This is a genomic window from Undibacterium sp. Di24W, from assembly GCF_049340325.1.
Taxonomy (GTDB): Bacteria; Pseudomonadota; Gammaproteobacteria; order Burkholderiales; family Burkholderiaceae_D; genus Undibacterium.
Map to the genome: position 1 here is coordinate 712,122 of NZ_JBMPOP010000001.1, position 21,299 is coordinate 733,420.

A 21,299-nucleotide genomic window follows, 5' to 3' on the forward strand; every position below is an offset into this window, starting at 1 on the left:
CACTAGGCTTTTAAAACAATACGATCTCTCAAGTTATCTTTGAAAGACTGAGTTTGAAGCAAATTAGAAGTCGGCGCTCACAGAAGTAGACCAGCTACGCTTAGGCTGGAATGCATATTGATCAAATTGTGCACCTTTGCTATTGGGAGAAATAGATATCGTAGATTCTTTGTTGAACACGTTATCGATACCCACTTGCACTTTCAAATTCTTCAAGAAGCGCCCAACATTTTTCCAGCGATAGCCGATCGTGAAATCGGTCGATGTGTAGGCGTCAATCTTGTATGCGGCTGGCTCGCCGTCTTTCGCGAATTGCTCACCAACTGTTTTCGCCAATAAAGAACCGTAAATAGCGCCATCCTTATACAAGAAACCAAACGCACTCGTGGACTTTGGTGCTTTCGCTACTTGTAAATTGTTAGCTTTGGTTTTGGCATTGTTGATCGATCCATTGGCGTGTACAGAAAAACCAGACCCCAAATAGTAGGTAGCTGAGGCTTCAACACCTTTATAGACCACGCCGCCTTGATTGAAATAGATCAAATCATTTCCTGTTCCAGTTGACGCAATTTTGTTATTGAAATCGATGTAGTAAACATCGGCATCGAGAACCAAATCTGCAGACTGACGCACCACACCTATTTGATAATTAGTCGAAGTTTGTGGCTCTGGCTTACTCAAGTTTGGATTATTCACATAAAACATAGACAGATCCGGCACCAAGAAGCCTTTAGCAATTTGCGCATAGGCAGAAGTTTCTTTGTCTATGCTGTAGTTTGCCGTCAAGAACGGCAGCGTCGCTGTGTAAGTTTGATCCGCCTTGGTTGGAATACGCGTGCCTTGGTTGACTTGTGCATCCAAAGAACGTTTGAAATTAATCGTCTTCAATCCTGGTGTGATCGTCAAATCTGCTGTGGCTGCCCATTCAAATTCAACGAAGGGTTGGTATTGTTTCCAAGAAGATTTTTGTTCATACGAAATGTCTTTAGGTGCTGTCGCTTCTTTAGGATTTCGTACTCCCAATGTCATATCCAAATTGTAGGTATGACGATCAGTGTCCGACGTTTCAAACCACACACCAGCACGCAACAGGCCCGCATCAAATTTGTTCGTCAACTTAAGAATATCGCCCTTCACACGATAGGAATTCAGCTTATTGTAGCCAGGAACATTCTTATTCCCTGTCGGGCCAGCTTTGGTGCCATTGGCTGTCGCACCGCTAGCATCTTGACCTGAATAGGTATCGTTATTGTAGGCATAGGTGTACAAAGTATTATCAACAACCCAGTTGGCGATTTTTGTTTGCACATTCAGGTATTCGAAATCAGTCTTTTTATTATTGTAGTTATAGCCCACATAATTTTGACTTGTCGGATCTAAATTCAAGGCATAGTTTTTGCCGAATTTCTCTACCTGCGCCAGTGTCACGCCGCCTTTATCCGCCACATTGCTGTGAATTTTGTTATAGGTCGCGAAGAAGGTAATGAGCGTATCGTCACCCACAGATTTTTGCGCTTTGAATTGATAGTTGTCTTCACGTACCGCGCTTTGTGTCAGATAACCATCTGTGCTCAAACGAGAGGCATTAAACATCATATTCAAGCCACCAAAGTTATCTAAAATACCGGTGTCCACTTGAAAACCATACATCTTCGTATTCCAGGAACCGAAAGTCGCATAAGGACTAAAGTTCGCATCCGCCGACAACTCTTTTGAAAACAAGTTAAAGGAGCCACCGAAAGTCGCTTGACCTAGATTGCTTGCATTGCCAGGACCACGTTCAACGACCATACCGCCAATGATACGCGCTGGAAAATACGACGTGGAATGATGCGTCGGGTTATTCGTGTCACCGAAAGGAATCCCATCGTAGGTCATATTGTATTCACCATCTTGAAAACCGCGCAGCGAAACCTTAGTCTCAGCCAAGCCAGCGCCATTCGCGGAGACACCGCCGCCAACGCTAGGCGCAATCCGTGCTACGGCATTAAAATCGGCCAAAGGTGTGACAGTTTGTTCGATGAAGGTCGCTGTGATAATGGATTGTGGTTGGGTCGCTTTCAAGGAAGCCTGCACAGGTGCACGAGTCGCTACCGATTTACCTGAAATCACCACGCGGTTGGTAATCGCTTTGGCATCGAGTGCAGAATCGGCATCGGCTTTTGTTCCGTCCGCATTCACAACACCTGCCGTCGCCGGATTGTTAGCGGGCACGACAGGATCGTTACCGATCACAGCTTGTTGTGCAAAGGAAGTTTGCGTGCCAGCCATAACACTTAATGCCAGCACAACTTGCGCAGCGAGAAATGAACGGGAAAATTGAGATGTTGTGTTAGTCATAAAGGTTGTAAACAATCACGAGAGAGAAAAGCGTGAAGTCTAAGAACCCTTTATGACTTAAAGATGAAAGGCGTATTACAGCTCGATGACATAGCAACAAATCAAATGACGATTAGCTCTTTGTTACAAATCATTTTAGATTGGTTGTGCAATTAGTTTTTGCATTTTGCAATTTGCATTGCGTCATCCGATTACCCTCTTTATCAAAGGCACTCATAATCCACCTATCTCGCTTACGTTCTATCAGCATGAAACCATCTTGATTACTATTGCTAAAATGGTCGACCACGGCGGATTCAAATGGTGTGACATTCTCAGGAAGTTGATTTGGTAGAGGCTTGTCCATCGCGGTACCACCGTTCCCTGACCCAAACTGTGTCGGATGATTGGATGAAAAACTGACCGCCTGAAACAAATGTACGTGACCGGATAAAACGGCTTGTACTTTCGCGGGAAACAAACGTTGCGGGTGCCGCTCTTGCATCACTGCTTGTAGAGATTGATTACCCGGCTTAAATTCCACACTGCCGTCGGCTTTATGCGAAGCAGCGAAGCCCAGGCTTGGGTGATGATTCATAAAAATATTGAAATCAGCAGCTTCAGCGATATCATCGACCTTGGCGAACTGTTCGCTAAAAATAGCAAACGCTGCATCTTCTTTCTTTAGTTTTTTTCCAGGTACTTTGGAAGAATCAAACACAATCAATTGTGCTGTCTGTCCACCACTACGACCCAATTTCACAGCGTAAGGTTCGCTGTAATCACCGACCATATCGTTTTGCTCAAGATCGCAATCACGTCCTGCGACATAGGGACGTGGATCAAGAAAACGCCAGTAGCCTTGGCCAGCACGAGAGCAAGATTCGTGGTTACCCCGCACCATAACCCAAGGTGCCGCTTGCAATAAAGGCTTGGCGGGTTCGAAAAAATCCGCTTTCCAAACATCGTAACCATAACCCCAAGGGCTATCGCTACATCCCTGATTTCCATCTGGACAAACGTTTTCGCGATAATGATAATCACCCAAATGAATCACCAGATCAGGCTTCATGCTGGCAGCTTTTTTGGCAACCTCATTAAATGTCCACTTCTCTTTATCGTTGCAAGCCTGAAAGGCATCATCCGCCTTCTTCATGCGACAACCAGTATCCCCAATCACCACGATACGTTGAAATACCGACTTGGCTAATGGAACCGACACGCCATCGACTTTTGCTTTTTTTACTGAAGGAAGTAGCTTTGCTTCGCAGGTAATCAGAGGGAAAGCAGAGGGCTTTGAATCAATCTCGCTACTCGCGGTTTTTCGTTGTGCTATGGTTTCCGCAGGAGCACGCAGCAGCATTCTTTTCGACTTACTATCTTGTTTCAACATAGGGCATTGCTGCGCCGTGCTCAAACTACGCACCACCGATTGCCCATTTTCACCCATCACCACCCATGTCGATACCGTGGTCGATGCATGTGAAGTAAGCGATTTTTCCGCAGCTTGCGTATTCAGTGTGAAAAGCCCGCCAAGAGCGATAAACACTACTGCACGTGATGCGAGCGAAAGAAAAAACAAAAACGCGTTTTTTAATTTCTGTTTTCCAACCAAAAAATTTGCCCGCACCATAAATTATTTCCAAAGAAAAATCAAAAGAGAATCAATCTAATCTGCAAATATGTCCGCTTGATGAACAAGCTGCCAGGTAAGAAATTATTTTGTCTAGACTAGCAACAGAAATCGTAAATTTTCTACACCATTTTTGAAGATGCCTTATACAAAAAGTCAAAGACACGCAAACTCGCTCGTTTAGCAAACACGATAAACAGCAAATATTTTTTATTGTTCACATGTACAAATCCCACCAGAACGTTATAACATCATGTTGCCGTTTTTGATTGATACAAAATGTTGCTCGAGTTCGCCAGCTAGGGATCGCGCTGTACGAACAGCTATAGATCAATCTCCTATCAATAATAATGAACAAACGACGGAGACCAGGTAAGGAATGAAGCGTAGTTCGATTGCTAATCTCAATCGAAACGCCACGTGACTCCGTCATCTTATAAAAGACAATTATGACGACAAAACCTGCTAGTACCCAATGGGCTCAATTTGCGCCCTTGGTCACCGTGTTTTTCTTCTGGGGCTTTGTTGCCGCCAGCAATGACATTCTGATCCCCGTCTTTAAACAAGCTTTTCATTTAACGCAAACCCAAAGCCAGTTTGTTTCGCTGGCGTTTTATGTCGCCTATACAGTCGGTTCATTGTTATATCTATTGGTATCGGGATTGATCAAAGAAGATCTAATTAATCGCATCGGTTACAAAAATGGCTTGGCGCTCGGCCTCGGCATTTCAGCATTAGGTACCTTATTATTTTATCCCGCTGCGAACACAGGGTCCTTTCCTTTGATGCTCTCCGGCTTATTCATCGTCGGTCTCGGTTTTTCTTTACAACAAACTGCAGCCAATCCTTTAGCAATCGCATTGGGCTCCCACGAAACCGGTTCACAACGTTTGACTTTAGCCGGCGGAGTGAATAACTTCGGCACCACAATTGGTCCTTTGATCGTCAGCTTTGCGATCTTCGGTGCGCCGTCCGCAACAAACAACGCCATCAGTATCGAGAGCGTCAAAGTGCCCTATCTGATCTTGGGTGCAGCATTTTTGTTGGTTGCCGTGCTTTTAAAGTTTTCCTCTATTCCTGATCGCCCGGCTGTTCCAGAAGCGCATCTTAATAGCAATGACGGTACGCAGACCTCTGCGCTGCAATTCCCGCAACTGGTCTTGGGGATGATTGCCATTTTTCTGTATGTCGGTGTGGAAGTGTCAACTGCAAGTAATTTACCAGCCTACATGGAAAGTAAACTCGGCTTCATGACCAAAGACATCGCCCCTTTCATTTCTTTATACTGGGCGAGTTTGATGATAGGACGTTGGACCGGTGCGGTAGAAGCTTTCGGGTTTGATGCCAGCGCAGCAAAGATTGTCAAATTCTTGGCCCCCTATTTGGCCTTTTCTGTGTTCTTGGGTGTGAATGCATTTGCACAACATGACCTCAGCCATTTCTATGTCTACGGTGCCATTATTTTGGTCTTGATTGGCGCTGACATAGCGAGCCAAGGCAATCCTGCGCGCATGCTGCTGATATTTTCGCTGCTCGGTATCATCGGTCTATTCATAGGCATGAACACCACAGGCATGACCAGTGTGTACGCCTTCACTAGCATCGGTTTATTCTGCAGCACCTTGTGGCCATGCATCTTCGCATTGGCAATCAAAGGCTTGGGCAGACACACTGGTCAAGGCAGTAATTATCTAATCATGATGATCATGGGTGGTGGAATTGTCAGCTGGGCGCAAGGCGCTTTAGCTGATCAAATTGGCATCCAAATGAGTTATATCGTGGGCGTCGTTTGTTTCGCTTACTTGGCATTTTATGCTTGGAAAGTGAAAGCGATTTTGAAAGCGCAAGGCATCGATTTGAGTCAAAAAGTCGATCTGGCGCACTAGTCTTTTCGAAAACGTCGATACAGAAGCGCGACCAAAGGCTACTCAAACCAAATTGAGTAGCCTTTTTTGTTTAGTAAACCCTATAAACAACAGCCCAATATTGCACAAATATTGAAGCAAAAAAACTTGTCAGGTACATTCAGGATTACCGTATTTTGACGAGTTTTTCAAATGACTTCACATCCAGATTTTCGCTCTGCTGCGACGCTAACCGAGCATATCCAAAAAACCATGGCGTTTTACCACCTGCATTGCATCGATCCTAGCGGCGGTTTTTTTCACTATTTTAAGGACGATGGCACTGTTTACGATACGGCCAGTCGCCATTTGGTCAGTAGTACACGTTTTGTATTCAACTATGCGATGGCGTATCGCCAATTTCAAGTCCCTGCCTATCTAGAGCAAGTCAAACACGGTATTGCTTTTCTACGCGACGTACATCGCAACCCTACTACTGGTGGCTACGCTTGGCAATTGCATTGGCAAGACGGGCAAAAGCAAATCACTGATGGCAACAATCATTGCTACGGCCTCGCCTTTGTCCTACTCGCCTATTCTCATGCGCTCATGGCGGGATTAAGCGAAGCGCGCGACTACATTTACGAAACTGCCTACCTAATGGAAGAAAAATTTTGGCAGCCAAAGTTTAGTTTGTATGCCGATCAGGCCAGCGAAGATTGGCAGGTCTTAGATTCCTATCGAGGACAAAATGCCAACATGCATTCTTGCGAAGCGATGATTGCAGCCTATCAGGCCACAGCAGATGTGATTTTTTTACACAGAGCCGAATTAATCGCCAAATCAATCACACAACAAAAAGCCGCTCAAGCTGATGGCCTGATCTGGGAACACTACGATAATCAATGGAAGATAGATTGGAATTACAACCTGGACGACAAAGCGAATCTATTCCGTCCTTGGGGTTTTCAACCAGGACATTTCACAGAATGGTCTAAGCTCTTAATGTTACTTGATGGTTACGCTGAGCGTTTGCAAGGCGATAGTGCGTGGTTACTTCCAACAGCAGAAAAACTCTTTGCTATCGCGATGGAAACCTCATGGGATAAAACACACAGTGGCATTTGCTACGGCTTTGCGCCAGATCGTAGTGTTTGTGATGGCGACAAATACTTTTGGGTACAAGCCGAATCCTTCGCCGCCGCTGCCTGTTTGGCCAAGCGCACTGGCAATCAGGACTACTGGACTTGGTATGACAAGATTTGGAACTATAGCTGGGTGCATTTTATTGATCATCAACATGGTGCCTGGTATCGCATACTGCGCAACGACAACAGCAAAATCAGTGATGAAAAAAGCCCAGCGGGCAAGACCGATTATCACACCATGGGTGCCTGCTATGAAGTGCTAAATGTGATTAACGAACAGGGAGCTTTCGCGCATCATGGCTAATTTCCCTCAATTCGTTTGCCCTGGCGAGGCATTGACCGACATGATCAGAACTGGGCCGGATCAATGGCAAAGTCTGGTCGGCGGTTCAACTTGGAACGTAGCACGCAGTCTTGCGAAGTTAGGCTTAAGTACTGGCTTTGCCGGCGGTATCAGCATGGATTTATTTGGTGATGCCTTGTATGCGGCGAGTGAAAAAGCCGGATTGGATTTACGCCTGATTCAACGCTTTCAGCGTTCGCCATTACTTGCCATTGTCGGCGAAACCTCGCCACCTAGCTATTTTTTTATCGGCAACGATAGCGCAGATTTACACTTTGCACCGAACGACTTACCTCAAGGCTGGGATCAACGTTTAAAGTGGGCACATTTTGGTGGCATCAGTCTGGCACGTGAGCCTTTGGCGAATACTTTGGTCAAGCTAGCCAGACAACTCAAACAACAAGGCGTCAAGATTAGCTACGACCCCAACTTCCGCAATTTGATGGATGCGCGCTACGATGACAGGTTACGCAGCATGTGTGCTTTAGCTGACGTGATCAAAGTATCCGACGATGATATCTGTGGACTATTTAGGACTCAGGATATCGATGCTGCATTCTTGAAATTAAGAAGCTTCAATCCCCATGCCATTGTGCTCTACACCTGCGGTGCGGCCGGCGCCACTTTGTATGTAGGAAATCAGTCTTGGTCGGCGCGACCACCCACGATACATGTTATCGATACCGTAGGTGCTGGCGATGCCAGCATTGCTGGACTGCTATATAGCCTGCACACCGCACCACAGAAATCATGGCAACAACATTTGGAATTTTCCGTCGCTAGCGGCGCAGCAGCCTGCCTCGCTGCAGGTGCCCAGGCGCCAAGCGTAGAACAGATTTCGGCGCTGCTCAGTAGCTAAATAGCTAAATTCATCGTTCAAAAATTATAAAACGCACCAAACTGGAAGAGACATCACATGCTTAAGACATTAAAAACAAGTTGCGTATTGTTAGTGCTAGCGTTCAGCGCCAGTTTTCAACCAAATCTAGCCCATGCCGCAGATATGAGCGAAGCCCAATCGCGGACCATGGCAAACAAAGTGAAACGCGAAACGCAACATGCCTGGCTAGCCTACAAACAATACGCCTGGGGTCATGACGCCTTAAAACCGCTGAGCAAATCAAATCACGATTGGTATGGCACTTCCCTCTTGATGACACCGGTCGACGCACTCGATACCTTGCTAATCATGGGCTTAAAGAAAGAAGCAAAAGAAGCGCAGGAATTAATCGCGACCAAGCTCAACTTTGATCAAGACATTTACGTACAAAATTTCGAAATCACGATCCGTCTGTTAGGCGGTTTGCTGTCCTCTTATCAGATGACTGGGGATAAGCGATTATTAAAATTAGCCGAGGATCTCGGCGATAGACTGCTTCCCGTATTCGACTCACCCACTGGCATGCCGTACACCCACATCAATCTCAAAACTGGCAAAGTGCGTGGCGACGTTAGTAATCCGGCTGAGACGGGAACGCTGCTGCTGGAATTCGGCATGCTGAGCAAATTGACTAATAAGCCTGTGTACTACGACAAGGCCAAAAAAGCTTTAGTCGCTACCTACGAACGTCGCTCCGACATCGGCTTGGTCGGCTCTAACATCAACGTCGTGACAGGTGTCTGGACCAATAAAAGTTCGCATATCGGCGGTGGCATCGACTCCTACTACGAATACATTTATAAATGCTGGCGCTTATTTGGCGATCAAGATTGCAAAACCATGTGGGATAACAGCATTAAGAGCGTCAATCAAAATTTAGGCGATGAAGCCGCTAGCGGTTTCTGGTACGGTCACGCCAATATGGAAACCGGCAAGCGTAACGCGACACTGTATGGTTCACTCGACGCTTTCATGCCTGCTTTATTAGTATTAGGTGGCGACCTAGATCGCGCTAAACGACTGCAAGAATCTGGTCTCAAGATGTGGCGTCTACACGGCATAGAACCTGAATCTTTAGACTACCAAAAAATGACAGTCGAATCCGCAGGCTATCCCTTGCGCCCCGAGATCATAGAATCCGCTTACTATCTATATCGCGCAACGGGTGACGTCAAATATCGAGAAATGGGCAAAGAATTTTTCGAAGATTTTGTGCGCTATTGCCGTGAGAAAGCGGGTTATGCGGCATTAAAAGATGTGCGCACTAAAGCTAAAACAGACTCCATGGAAAGTTTCTTATTCGCTGAAACTTTCAAATACTACTACCTCTTATTCGCGCCAAAATCAGCGCTTGATTTTGACAATGTGACGTTTAATACTGAGGCACATCCTTTGCGCTTGCCGAAGTAAAGAGAAGAGAGTAGCACCTACAGCCCTCCAACATAAAAAGCTAGCAGGAGATTATTTTGAAATTGATCCGCTTTACGACCGCACTGCTCACTTCACTACTTACTCTCGGTTGGTCTAACGAGCTTTGTTTTGCCCAATCCACGACGCTGTCTGCCACGCCAGTCAACACCTTCATCGGCACCCAAGACGACGGCAACACCTTCCCTGGTGCGTCCGCGCCTTTTGGCATGATGCAAGTAAGCCCCATCGGCGAACATTATTCTGGCTGGCGTTACACTGATCCTAAAATCCGTGGCTTTGGGCATTTCTTTTTATCGGGTGCTGGTTGCTGGGAACAAGGTGGTCAACTGTCCGTCTTACCGGTAACGGGTAGCATACAAGCTGGTGGCGATTTCGATATCAGCAAAGCGAGTAGCTTTGATCACAAAAAATACGCGGCTAGCTATACGCACGAAGGCGAAGTCGGCAATGCTGGTTATTTCAAAATTAAACTAAGCAGCTATGGCGGCATTACCGCTGAAGCAACCGCGCTGACACGTGCCGCAGCCGAGCGCTATACTTTCGCACCGGCCACGACACAAGGCCATATCTTGGTCAACGTCGGGCAGGCAAACGAACGTCACAATGTCGCTGGCAGTAGTTTGCAAGTCATCGACGATCACACCATAGAAGGCAAAATCGTTACCCTAAGCTTTTGTGGTGGCACCAAATACATCACTTGGTTCCGTATGGAATTTGATCGCCCTTTCAAAACTCATGGTGTGTGGAATGAAGCGGGTGGCAAAGAAGGCATACGTAGTTTTAGTCAACAAGGTGAAGTTCGCCCTCATGGTGCGTGGTTCACCTTTGATGTCAGCAATCAAAAACCGGTTACTGCGATTACGGCCATCTCCCATGTGGATGCAGAAGGCGCGCGCCGAAATTTGCGTGCCGAAGGGATGGTGCAAGGGCAGTTATTGAGCTTCGACAGTATGCGTCAACTAGCGCAAAACGCCTGGCAACAAGAGCTTAGCAGCATCAAAATCACAGGTGACAGTCAGGATGAACGCACCGTCTTTTATACCGCCTTGTATCACACGCTTTTGCAGCCATTGACTGGTAATGATGTGGATGGTCGTTATCGCGGTTGGGACAATCAATTGCATACGGTCGATCTCAAAAAGAAGGAAACCTACTACGAGTATTTTTCTCTATGGGATACCTACCGCGCTCAGAATCAATTGATTGCTTTGATTCGTCCTGAACGCGCCAAAGATATCGCAAACTCCGTACTCAAGATTCACGAACAAGGTGGCTGGCTGCCACGTTGGGGTTATGCCAGCTATGAAACCAACGTGATGACTGGCGATCCAGTCACACCTTTCCTAGTGGACTTATGGCGCTATGGTGCACTCAAAGGCAAAGAGCAACAAGCCTATGCAGCATTGCGTCAAAACGCGTTTGGCGTTCCAGCTTTCAAAGTGCGAGCCCAAGGTCGCGCTGGTAATCCGAATTACTTACAAAACGGTTTCGTGCAATACGACCGCGCATTTCCCGCCAAAGGCATGGACGTCGATCCCCACCATGGTGGCTCTGCTACCATGGAATATGCGCAGGCAGATGGTGCACTCGCTTATATGGCGATCGGATTAGGCAAAAAGGATGACGCCACTATCCTGAAAAAACGCGCGCAAAATTGGCAAAACGTTTGGGACAAAACGGTACTCGATAAGGAACTAGGCTTTCAAGGATTTCCGCGTGCTCGTATCGATAATGGTGACTGGTACACCGAGATTGACGGCAGCTACAGTCCACGTTCAGAGCACGGCTTCCATGAAGGCACCTCATGGCAATATCAATGGCTGGTACAACAGGACGTTGCTGGATTGGTGCTAGCCATGGGCGGTCGCGAATTAGCAGGCAAACGTCTCGATGCTTTCTTCGCGCTCGATGCACTACAAAAAAATCCCTATGAAGCGGTGCGTAAAGACTGGGTGGTAGGCCCTTACAGCTACTACAATCAATATCGCTACAATCCGAATAACGAACCTGATTTGCACGCACCATGGATGTACACCCACATAGGTCAGGCATGGAAAACCACCACCGTCGCCCGTGCTGCTGAAACGTTGTTCAGCAATGCCCCCAATGGCGTGACCGGTAACGACGATCTCGGCACGATGTCGGCGTGGTATATCTTCAGCGCATTAGGCATCTATCCATCAACACCGGGCACAGGCGACTTCCTAATACATGCCCCTAAATTCGCACAGGCACAAATTGATTTAGGCAATGGAAAGATCTTGCACATCAATGCTAATAATCATCAAGCGCAACAAACTAGCTATATCCAAAATGCGCACTTTCAGGGAAAAACTCAGAACAAGGTTTTTCTGACGTGGGAGCAAATTCAGGCGGGTGGAAAATTAGAATTTAATTTACATCCAACACCGCAACCATGGGGAAGCCAGCTGGATGCTTTGCCAGTCGGCTTGATCAGCAAAATAAAATAAGTCTGAGTTTAGTAGGGCAGCTGCAATCTGACCTGCCCTACAATATCGACAATATAGAAAAATTTAGCTCAAAAGAACACGATGGTCTTCTCATCAAACAAAGCATCTTCGTCCCAACCAAAATTCACATAAATGAACTTAGTCTCCGACTGCTGCGGATGATACTCAAAATAAGTTGTTGATTGTCCCGCGCCATACTCACCGCACCCAAAGTCGCGCGGCTCTTTTTGTAGTTGCCTATCGATTTGACGTTTGTATTTTCCAGGCTTGGGGATGATCTCAAAACGCTGTAGCAAAGGATCATCATTCCACTTTACTTTCGCAACGACACCGCACTCCTTACGCGCTGCAATTTGGTCTCGCTGATTCTTACTTTTATCAGTCGAATCGTTAATTACGATCTGCGCTACAAACTGTCTTTGAATCGACTCAGTGATGCTTTGATCAGCTGGTTTCGATAACACGCGAATTAAGTATTGACTGCCAAATGTCACAGGATCAGATGGTCGGCGCATTTTGATCCAATCGCCCTCCTGATGTAATTCGTAGTGTGCCGTTGGGTCTTTGCAGTCTTTAAACAATAGTCGTACGCCTAACTCTTTAAACTCGTAGGGTTTCCACGTGCATCCAGCACCAGCATTGCGGGAAGCAGTTTGTGCTTCGGCATCGCTCGTGAGGAGGCCATTAACAAAAACAAGGGAAAATAGGTACAAGAGAAATCTCATATAATCCACCTTAAAGAAAACGCTTCAATCAATCTATCAACAACGATTATTTTCACTATCTTATGCCACTTGCCGTCCAAACTAAGATGTTCAATGCCGAAACAAGCAAACGAAGTTTTGCTCCAGTGGTTGACGTCAATACGTGCATCTTAATTTTAGGTAGTTTACCCGGTGACGCCTCACTCGCTCAGCAGCAATATTACGCGCATCCTCAAAATCGCTTTTGGCATCTCTTATCTGAATTAATCTCGGTTAATCTAGTTGAGCAAGAATACCTATTACGTTTACAAACGCTTTTAGAACATCATATCGGCTTATGGGATGTCGTCGCTCAGGCAAAACGTCGTGGTAGCCTAGATAGCCAAATACGTGAGCGAGACGATAATGATTTATTGAGCTTAATCAGCACACTGCCTCGGCTACATACCATTGCATTCAACGGCGCTACCGCAGGCAAGATAGGTTTAAAGATATTGGGTGAACAGCAAACACGTTACCGCATTCTTCATCTTCCCTCTAGCAGTCCTGCGCACACTATGGCTTATGCGTTGAAGTTGACCTCATGGCAAATGCTTGATAAGTAGCCACAATAACAAACTTACATCTGCGCCTATACTTATATTTATATATTTTCCCAAAAAGGCAGAACTTAAGTATTACAAGCTGCTCTAACAAAGAGGGAAACCAAGTGGCTTAAACAACATCATTTTTCCCAAATTCATTTATTCCAAGGAGACAGCAGAATGCGTTTATCCACTTTGTTTGCGCTGGCATGTGTCGCACTTCCGACATTGGCCAATGCACAGTCGGACGATAAGTTTCGACAGATAGAAGATCTTTTACCGACCCCGACCTCGATACGCGCCGCCTCAGGTGCGCCGGGTCATGCCTATTGGCAGCAACGTGCCGATTATGTGATCCGTGCCAGCTTAGATGAAGAAAAACGTGCCATCACTGGCGCAGAAACGATCACCTATCACAATAATTCACCCGACACATTGAATTACCTGTGGGTGCAATTAGATCAGAATATTTTCAAACCAGACTCGGATGCCAACACCACGGCAACGTATCCATCCAGAGATGCCTGGAAAAATCCAAACGCCATGAGCTTCGGAGCGATGAATAGCCTGAACGAGCATGCTAAATTTGACGGTGGTTTTAAGATTGGCAGTGTCAAAGGCGCCGATGGCCAAACACTCAAATACGTGATCAACCGCACCATGATGCGCATCGATCTGCCACAGAGTTTGAAGCCAGGTGAAAAGTTCATCTTCAGTATGGACTGGAAATACAATATCACCGACGGCATGGTGTTGTGGGGGCGTACTGGGTATGAACATTTCAAAGAAGATAAAAACGATATCTTTGAGATCGCACAATGGTATCCACGCATGGCTGCTTACTATGATGTCTATGGCTGGCAACACAAACAGTTTCTTGGCTCAGGTGAATTTACTTTGGAGTTTGGCGACTACGACGTACAAATCACTTTACCTAGCGATCACATCATCTCAGCGACAGGTGAACTCAGCAATGCCGATACGGTATTGACTGCTGCGCAACGCGAACGCTTAAAACAAGCACGTACAGCGAGCAAGCCAGTGGTCATCGTCACGCAAGAAGAAGCAGAGAAAGCAGAAAAATCCCGCGCTACTTCTACCAAAACCTGGCACTTCAAAGCTAAAAATGTGCGCGACTTCGCTTGGGCGTCATCACGTAAGTTTATATGGGATGCACAAGGCTACAAAGCTGGCAGTAGCTCAGGCTTAGCGATGTCATTCTATCCGAAAGAAGCCAATCCTTTATGGGGTCAATATTCCACGCAAGCTGTGATTCACACCATCGAACAATACAATAAGTACAGCTTAGAATATCCGTATCCGGTCGCACAATCAGTCAACGGTCCACAAGGCGGCATGGAATATCCTATGATCGCTTTTAATGGCGGTCGTCCGACTAAGGACAAAAAGACCGGCGCGTTGACCTATTCCAAGCAAACCAAATACGCGATGATCAGCGTCATCATTCATGAGGTTGGCCATAACTATTTCCCTATGATCGTCAACTCCGATGAACGTCAATGGTCGTGGATGGATGAAGGTTTGAACTCCTTCATGCAAACCTTGGCGGAACGCGCTTGGGAAGAAAATTATCTTGACCTGTTTCCGAGCGAACCACGCGGCATCGTTGACTATATGCGCAGTAAAAACCAATCACCTATCATGACGAACTCAGAATCGGTGCTGCAGTTTAGTAATAATGCTTACGCTAAACCAACCGCTGGATTACATATCCTGCGTGAAACGATTTTGGGGCGTGAATTATTCGATTTCGCGTTCAAAGAATATGCCCGTCGTTGGAAATTTAAACGCCCGACACCCGCCGATTTTTTCCGCACAATGGAAGATGCTTCAGGCACCGATCTGGACTGGTTCTGGCGCGGCTGGTTCTACACTACAGATCCAGTCGATATCAGTATTGATGGCATCACACAGTATCAAGTATCCAGTAAAGATCCTGAAGTAGAAAAAGCCTGGAGACGCGCGCAGAAAAATGAAGAGCCTGTATCACTCGCAGTGCAACGCAATAAAGGTGTTTTACCGCGCCGTATCGACAACCAGGCAGGCCTGAAAGACTTCTATAACGAGCATGATGATTTCACCGTCACCAACAAAGATCGCAATAACTACAACGATCTGATGAAAACCTTAGATGAAGATGAAAAAGCCATGCTGAAGTCAGGCAAGTACTATTACCTGGCCGATTTCTCTAACGTGGGTGGCATGGTGATGCCTTTGATTTTAGAGATACAACTGCAAAGCGGTAAAAAAGTTATACAACGTATTCCAGCTGAAGTATGGCGTTATAACTCCAAGAAGCTGACTAAGTTGATCGTCACCGATGAACCTATGGTCAGCTTGACACAAGATCCTTATCTGGAAACTGCGGACATAGATCTCAATAATAATTCCTGGCCACGTAAAATGACCAAATCGCGTTTGGAATTATTCAAGATGAATCAACCTACAGGCAATATGATGATCGACTTCAATACGCCTTTAAATAAAGATGAAAAGAAGGATGAAGCAAAAACTGAAGCTAAGAAATAAGCCCTAAGTAATAAAAAATACGCGTCACGAATTTACTTTCTTGACGCGTATTTTTTTGTCTTAATCGCTTTATTCACAATTGATTCATGAATCTAACCTGCACGTTCTCGACGAACCGGACAGTATCTTAAATAGACCCGCTACGCGACAAGAATTTTACTTACTAAAATCAACTTAGCCATCTAGCATTGCTTATCACTTCCGCAAAAAATTCTTTTAATGCTGGTGCTGACATGAGAAACGGGTCAAATTCGGCTGTCGGGGAGAATTTTAGAAACAGCGCTGTGTTCTCAGTCGTTGCGGCAATCAAGCCCATGTTCCATCCGGTAAATTGACGTTGCGTAATTTCTTCTAGTGCCAATACTTCAGGCTTATTGTGTCGCTTGTCTTTCAATATATGATGGTAAAGTGCATTCACCGCTGAACGTTCGCCCTCCAAACATTGCAAGAAAATGCCATTCGACAAACTAAGCGCACCTGTGACTGCAAGCTGTTGATTGTTTTTGCGCGAACTTGCCAAAATATCTTTAACATCAGCCGGTCCCAAATTCACTGCCCGGCTAGCATAAATTAAGCGGATCATCATAATTATTCAATACTTTCAAAGATCAAGATAGGAAATGAAAAAGGGCAGAGACGCTACATGGGTCGCAGATTATAGAGATTTATGGTCACGTGTGCAGAGCGCTTACAAGCATATTTTCGTGACAAAATCAGCGAAGAAAGCGCCTTCAAACAAAAAAGCCATCAATTTTCGCCATAAAATACCAACGCATGTCGATTTACACCGAGTTCAAACGTCATTGTCTTGAAACTGGCAAAGATCGATGGAGTGCATTGGAGCTTCATACCAATCCTGAACACTATAGAAACAAAAGCCAGCTTCCTACTTAGTATGATTTTTTATTATTTTTAGGAGAACACTATGCAATACATATTACTCATCGCTACCAGCGAAGCCGTCGAAGCCGCCATGGATCAAAATGCATTAGGTGAGATCATCGCCGCCTATGGTCCCTACACCGATGCCATGATAGAAGCTGGTATCTTAGTTGCAGGACAACGACTGCGCGAATCCACCACTGCTACCACAGTCAGTATCCGCGAGGGCAAAACCAACTTACTCGATGGTCCTTATGCCGACACCAAAGAACAGTTAGGCGGATTTTATATTATTGAAGTTCCCGATCTTGATACAGCGATCAGCTGGGCTGCGCGCTGTCCTAGCGCCCACATTGGTTCCATCGAGGTACGTCCGATCTGGCCTATGTAATTTGCAGCAACTTTGTCTATGCAAGCACAATCCGATCAAACAAACTCGCAATTGATAACATCACTGGTGCGGCGCAGCTATGGTCGCTTGCTGGCGATGCTCTCAGTACGTTCCGGCGATCTGGCAAGTGCCGAAGATGCACTTGCTGGGGCGTTTGAAACAGCTCTGAAAACCTGGCCAGAGCAAGGCGTGCCCACCAATCCCGAAGCTTGGCTATTCACCGTCGCACGTCGCCAATTGATAGATCAAGCACGCAGCGCACAGACGCAACAACGTCATCAAGAAGAATTCAGCTACCTAATCGATGAAACTGCCGTCGAAAACGACCCGCAAGCGATACCTGATCAAAGACTGGCTCTCATGTTTGCCTGCACTCACCCAGCGATTGATCGCAGCATACGCGCGCCGCTCATGCTGCAAACCTTACTGGGATTTGATGCTGCCAGCATTGCGTCGGCCTTCTTAATCGCGCCCAGCAATATGGCACAACGCTTAGTCAGGGCCAAACACAAAATTCGGGTCGCGAGAATACGCTTAACGATTCCTGACCAAAGCGCGATCAGCGATGGTTTAGATGCGGTGCTCGATGCAATCTACAGCATCTATACGACTGCCTGGTCACAAACCAGCGATGGTGATATTCAGCAAGGTAATCTGGCAGAAGAAGCCCTTTGGCTAACGCAACTACTGAGTCAACTCGCACCACAGGAGCCAGAAGTTTTCGGCCTCCTTGCCCTCATGCTCTATGCAGAATCACGCCGGCAAGCGAGGCACGATGCACAAGGCAAATACGTGCCACTGCAAGAACAAGATTGTCGGCAATGAGATCACGATAAAATTGAACAGGCCGAACAATGCCTACGCCATGCCAGCCAGATGCACAAATACGGTCGCTTCCAAATCGAAGCCGCTATCCAATCCGCTCACACCGTGCGCCGACACCAAGGCAAAGCTGACTGGCATTCCATCCATAAGCTCTATATCCAACTCTTCCAACTTACCGCGTCACCCGTAGTTGCGATCAATCACGCAGTCGCGCTGGCAGAAATTGTAAAACCACAAATCGCGCTCGCCCAACTAGAACAACTATGCGACGACTTAGATTTAAAGGAACGTCTAAGCAATTACCAGCCGTACTGGGCAGCCAGTGCGCATTTGCACCAATTAAGCGGCAATATTAATGACGCAAAGCACGCTTACAAGTTAGCCATCGGTCTTTGCACAGATCAAGCTGCACGTGGTTTTTTACAGAAACGGTTGAAGCAAATGAATTAGCATCACGTCATTCTCCAAGCGTCGAATGCAAGATCCCCATCGACTAGATCCGCCTTTATTCAAGCGCACCAAGAATATGCTCAGCAATTAATTTATCCGTGATCTGATGCGGATTACGCGCACCATAGTTGGTCGTCGTCACCAATGCCACCATGTCTAGATCAGGAAAAACCACCACCTTGTTACCACCCGAGCCAGCCATTTGATAAGAATGGTGCTTTACACCTTTTGCGCTGTACGGATACAACCACAGCAGATAGCCATAATTGCGTTCTTCGTCGACCTGCGCCTGTGGTGAGATTGATGCTTTTACCCACGCAGCAGGCAAAACCTGTTGCCCGTGCCATGTACCACCGTTGGCTAATAACTGGCCAAGCTTCAACAGATCGCGGCTACGCAAACCCAAACCGCCACCACCTTGCGCCAAACCCAGAGGTGAAAATTGCCACTCTGCTTTCATGATACCCAAAGGAGTGAATAGGTTTTTTTGGGCAAAATCCTGCAATGGCATTTTGGTCGCGCTTTGCACCACAGCGCCTAAAGTCGTCGAACCCGCCGTGCAATAACTAAACGAACGACCATAAGGCGATGCGGCAGGTTTTGGAATCCAGGCAGGAAAGCCTTTGATCGGTAGGTCAAGATAAAACTTCACCCAATCTTCGATCAGATACATACGCTCTTCATTCCCACGAGAGAATTGATTTTGATCATCGCATTCCATCATGGAGCTCATGGTCAACAAATCTTCGACGGTGATTTTAGCCTTGCGTGGATCAGGATTTTCTAGCGGCGTTTTAGGCTTAAGTTGACTCAAAATAGGTGTCGCGAGTTTAAAATGACCGCGATCAATTGCGGCTCCGGCTAACATACCCGTAACCGTCTTAGTCGCAGATCGGGTATTACGCATCCCCGCTACACCATAGTCATCATAGTAGGACTCATGAACGAGTTGACCGTGACGAGCTATCAGTACGCTGGTGATCTGCTGAAACGTTCCCTTCTTGATCGCTTCATCCATCGCGGCTAGTTTCGTCGCATCTAATTTTTGCGTAGCTGGGGCTTGTTTCACCCAGTCGTTTTTGTCATTTTGGGGATGGGCGATTGCATACCCGTTCAACAGCATCGCGCCGATCACCAATCCCAAGGTAGGTTTAAAACTCATATCAAAACTCCATTCGCAAAGTCAATAAATCAATAAGTCGTTCAGTTGAATAAGCACTATCTTGAACCAGAAGTTCAATTAAGTATTGGATATTTGAAACCAGCTTTCAAACCACTCAACTTCGCAAAACCAGTTGGTGTCAAACCCCACTGCTGTAAAAATGCCCGATTTAAATGACTTTGATCGCAGAACCCACAACTTAAGGCGATGTCCGTCAATGTTTGATCGCTCGTCATCATCAATTGCGTCGCACGCTCGACCCGTCGTCGACGTAAATCGTCACCAGGTGTGCAGCCCAGATGCCGAACATATTGGCGAGCTAAGTAGACGCGATGTACACCAATAGCATCGGCGATATCGGCAATGCCTAAATCCTGATCCGACAAATCTGCAATCATCTCCTGCGCGCGTTGCAACCAAGATGGTGGATTTGGCGATAAGGTATTTTTCGCGTTTAAGATGCTTAAAAGATTCAAGGTAAGCACTTCTAGATCCAGCTTCACTGCGTCGCCAGAAGCGGCCGCCCGGAGTAATCCAAACGCTTGTTTAATGATCACAGGATCATGATGGCGTAAAGCGAAATCAGGCAGCTTGGCTTGTTCAACTAGCTCGCGCGAATCCTCCGCATCAAAATTAATCGCAAAAAACCAACCGCCCTCGCCCGCAAAGCGATCTCTGTGCACCACATCCGGCGGATTGTAAACAAACACAGGCCCTTCACGTTGTGTCCCCGCGGCCGAAGTTACATAGCGACCACGCGTCGCCAATACCATGTGCGCGCCTGTATGGCTATGTTCTTTCACCTCATGCTCAGGCACAGTGGCACGCAAATGACTCAAGCCAAATCGCGGAAAACGCCGGGCAAATGCATTCGTGCCGTAATACTGCCCTGAAGGGAATTTATCTATCATGCGCAATTCCTCAATGAACTTGGAGATACATCCATTCAAAGTCTGAACGAAAAGTAGGATCTTAGACACAAGCAAGTAAGCATTCCATCAACATCAGATCAAATGGCAAATCAGAAGGTCAGGCTGCGTAATTTGGGAATAAAACAGACAAAGGGAACAGAAAGCCGGTCGGCAAACTACTTGCCGTTCGTTCGTCACACATGGACGGATATTCGTCACTACGTCGGCCCGCAACAAAGCTTTGATCTCATAATCGCAGCTCTACTTTTGGAGACTTTGATGAAAAAAATCTTTACTGAATTTCCCTACCTGAGTGCTGAGCAAAGTTTAGTGATATTCCGCATCACACTTGCTGGATTATTTATGGCACATGCTGCAATGCGTTTTTTTGAACCTCATTATTTCCACGATTTTGGCGATTTTCTCACGCAGCGCAGCGTGCCTTTTGCGCATGCTGTGCCGTATATCGCAACGGCCATCGAAATGGTCGGCGGTACCTTCCTCATTTTCAACAAATTTGCACGCTGGGTAGCGCTAGGTTTTTTCGGCATAAGCGCTGGCGGTATCATCATCATTCATGCAAACAAGGGTTGGTTTGTCGGCGAATGGGGCGATGGTGGCTGCGAATATAGTGTCGCATTGTGCGTCATGTGTTTGTTGATGGCAGCGATTGATCGAGAAAAACAAAAGGCCAAGGCTTTGCAAGTACCCTAAAGTCCGATTTTTTTCGAATAGCGAGCCATAGAGACAATCAACAATAGCCGTTACTTT

The 21,299-nt window shown here is 46.5% G+C and carries 17 protein-coding genes; 11 read left to right on the plus strand and 6 right to left on the minus strand.

Annotation, left to right across the window (positions count from 1 at the left end):
- Positions 1–63 precede the first annotated feature (63 nt).
- Positions 64–2,340 carry a TonB-dependent receptor gene (locus ACO0KZ_RS02880; protein WP_422992523.1) on the minus strand — a complete coding sequence of 759 codons (2,277 nt, stop codon included), beginning with the start codon at positions 2,338–2,340 and terminating at the stop codon, positions 64–66.
- A gap of 130 nt (positions 2,341–2,470) precedes the next feature.
- Positions 2,471–3,868, minus strand: a complete 1,398-nt coding sequence (locus ACO0KZ_RS02885) for a metallophosphoesterase family protein (protein ID WP_422992525.1) — start codon at positions 3,866–3,868, stop codon at positions 2,471–2,473.
- Between the two features lie 533 nt (positions 3,869–4,401).
- On the opposite strand from ACO0KZ_RS02885, the gene ACO0KZ_RS02890 reads away from it, so the two are divergent.
- The 5 genes from ACO0KZ_RS02890 (at position 4,402) to ACO0KZ_RS02910 (ending at position 12,069) form a co-directional block, all read left to right on the plus strand.
- The gene (locus ACO0KZ_RS02890) at positions 4,402–5,838 is read left to right on the plus strand and encodes an MFS transporter (protein WP_422992527.1); all 1,437 of its coding nucleotides are present in this window, start codon (positions 4,402–4,404) and stop codon (positions 5,836–5,838) included.
- A gap of 171 nt (positions 5,839–6,009) precedes the next feature.
- Positions 6,010–7,248, plus strand: coding sequence for an AGE family epimerase/isomerase (locus ACO0KZ_RS02895; protein WP_422992529.1), 1,239 nt, complete (start codon positions 6,010–6,012; stop codon positions 7,246–7,248).
- Complete coding sequence (locus tag ACO0KZ_RS02900; protein WP_422992531.1) at positions 7,241–8,146, plus strand: carbohydrate kinase family protein; 906 nt, start codon at positions 7,241–7,243, stop codon at positions 8,144–8,146. The genes ACO0KZ_RS02895 and ACO0KZ_RS02900 overlap by 8 nt, the downstream gene beginning before the upstream one ends.
- A 57-nt stretch (positions 8,147–8,203) precedes the next feature.
- Positions 8,204–9,577, plus strand: a complete 1,374-nt coding sequence (locus tag ACO0KZ_RS02905) for a glycoside hydrolase family 47 protein (RefSeq protein ID WP_422992533.1) — start codon at positions 8,204–8,206, stop codon at positions 9,575–9,577.
- Positions 9,578–9,633: 56 nt separating this feature from the next.
- Complete coding sequence (locus tag ACO0KZ_RS02910) at positions 9,634–12,069, plus strand: GH92 family glycosyl hydrolase (RefSeq protein WP_422992535.1); 2,436 nt, start codon at positions 9,634–9,636, stop codon at positions 12,067–12,069.
- Between the two features lie 68 nt (positions 12,070–12,137).
- On the opposite strand, the gene ACO0KZ_RS02915 is transcribed toward ACO0KZ_RS02910, so the two are convergent.
- On the minus strand, positions 12,138–12,794 hold the full coding sequence (locus tag ACO0KZ_RS02915) for a hypothetical protein (RefSeq protein ID WP_422992537.1): 657 nt from the start codon (positions 12,792–12,794) through the stop codon (positions 12,138–12,140).
- 62 nt (positions 12,795–12,856) lie between these two features.
- Between ACO0KZ_RS02915 and ACO0KZ_RS02920 the strand changes: the two genes are divergently transcribed.
- Positions 12,857–13,378, plus strand: a complete 522-nt coding sequence (locus ACO0KZ_RS02920) for a DNA-deoxyinosine glycosylase (RefSeq protein ID WP_422992539.1) — start codon at positions 12,857–12,859, stop codon at positions 13,376–13,378.
- 159 nt (positions 13,379–13,537) lie between these two features.
- Complete coding sequence (locus ACO0KZ_RS02925) at positions 13,538–15,907, plus strand: M1 family metallopeptidase (RefSeq protein ID WP_422992541.1); 2,370 nt, start codon at positions 13,538–13,540, stop codon at positions 15,905–15,907.
- Between the two features lie 169 nt (positions 15,908–16,076).
- Here ACO0KZ_RS02925 and ACO0KZ_RS02930 read toward each other — a convergent pair whose 3' ends face one another.
- The gene (locus ACO0KZ_RS02930) at positions 16,077–16,493 is read right to left on the minus strand and encodes a BLUF domain-containing protein (RefSeq protein WP_422992543.1); all 417 of its coding nucleotides are present in this window, start codon (positions 16,491–16,493) and stop codon (positions 16,077–16,079) included.
- Between the two features lie 339 nt (positions 16,494–16,832).
- Between ACO0KZ_RS02930 and ACO0KZ_RS02935 the strand changes: the two genes are divergently transcribed.
- From ACO0KZ_RS02935 to ACO0KZ_RS02945, 3 genes are read left to right on the plus strand one after another with little or no spacing between them, the layout of a single operon-like run.
- Positions 16,833–17,180, plus strand: a complete 348-nt coding sequence (locus tag ACO0KZ_RS02935) for a YciI family protein (RefSeq protein WP_422992545.1) — start codon at positions 16,833–16,835, stop codon at positions 17,178–17,180.
- A gap of 18 nt (positions 17,181–17,198) precedes the next feature.
- The gene (locus ACO0KZ_RS02940) at positions 17,199–18,005 is read left to right on the plus strand and encodes an RNA polymerase sigma factor (protein ID WP_422992547.1); all 807 of its coding nucleotides are present in this window, start codon (positions 17,199–17,201) and stop codon (positions 18,003–18,005) included.
- 51 nt (positions 18,006–18,056) lie between these two features.
- Positions 18,057–18,455 carry a hypothetical protein gene (locus ACO0KZ_RS02945; protein ID WP_422992549.1) on the plus strand — a complete coding sequence of 133 codons (399 nt, stop codon included), beginning with the start codon at positions 18,057–18,059 and terminating at the stop codon, positions 18,453–18,455.
- 55 nt (positions 18,456–18,510) lie between these two features.
- Here ACO0KZ_RS02945 and ACO0KZ_RS02950 read toward each other — a convergent pair whose 3' ends face one another.
- Positions 18,511–19,617, minus strand: a complete 1,107-nt coding sequence (locus tag ACO0KZ_RS02950; protein WP_422992551.1) for a serine hydrolase domain-containing protein — start codon at positions 19,615–19,617, stop codon at positions 18,511–18,513.
- A 74-nt stretch (positions 19,618–19,691) separates the two neighbouring features.
- On the minus strand, positions 19,692–20,528 hold the full coding sequence (locus tag ACO0KZ_RS02955) for a helix-turn-helix domain-containing protein (RefSeq protein WP_422992553.1): 837 nt from the start codon (positions 20,526–20,528) through the stop codon (positions 19,692–19,694).
- A 279-nt stretch (positions 20,529–20,807) separates the two neighbouring features.
- Between ACO0KZ_RS02955 and ACO0KZ_RS02960 the strand changes: the two genes are divergently transcribed.
- On the plus strand, positions 20,808–21,242 hold the full coding sequence (locus ACO0KZ_RS02960) for a DoxX family protein (protein ID WP_422992555.1): 435 nt from the start codon (positions 20,808–20,810) through the stop codon (positions 21,240–21,242).
- The last annotated feature ends 57 nt before the right edge of the window (positions 21,243–21,299 follow it).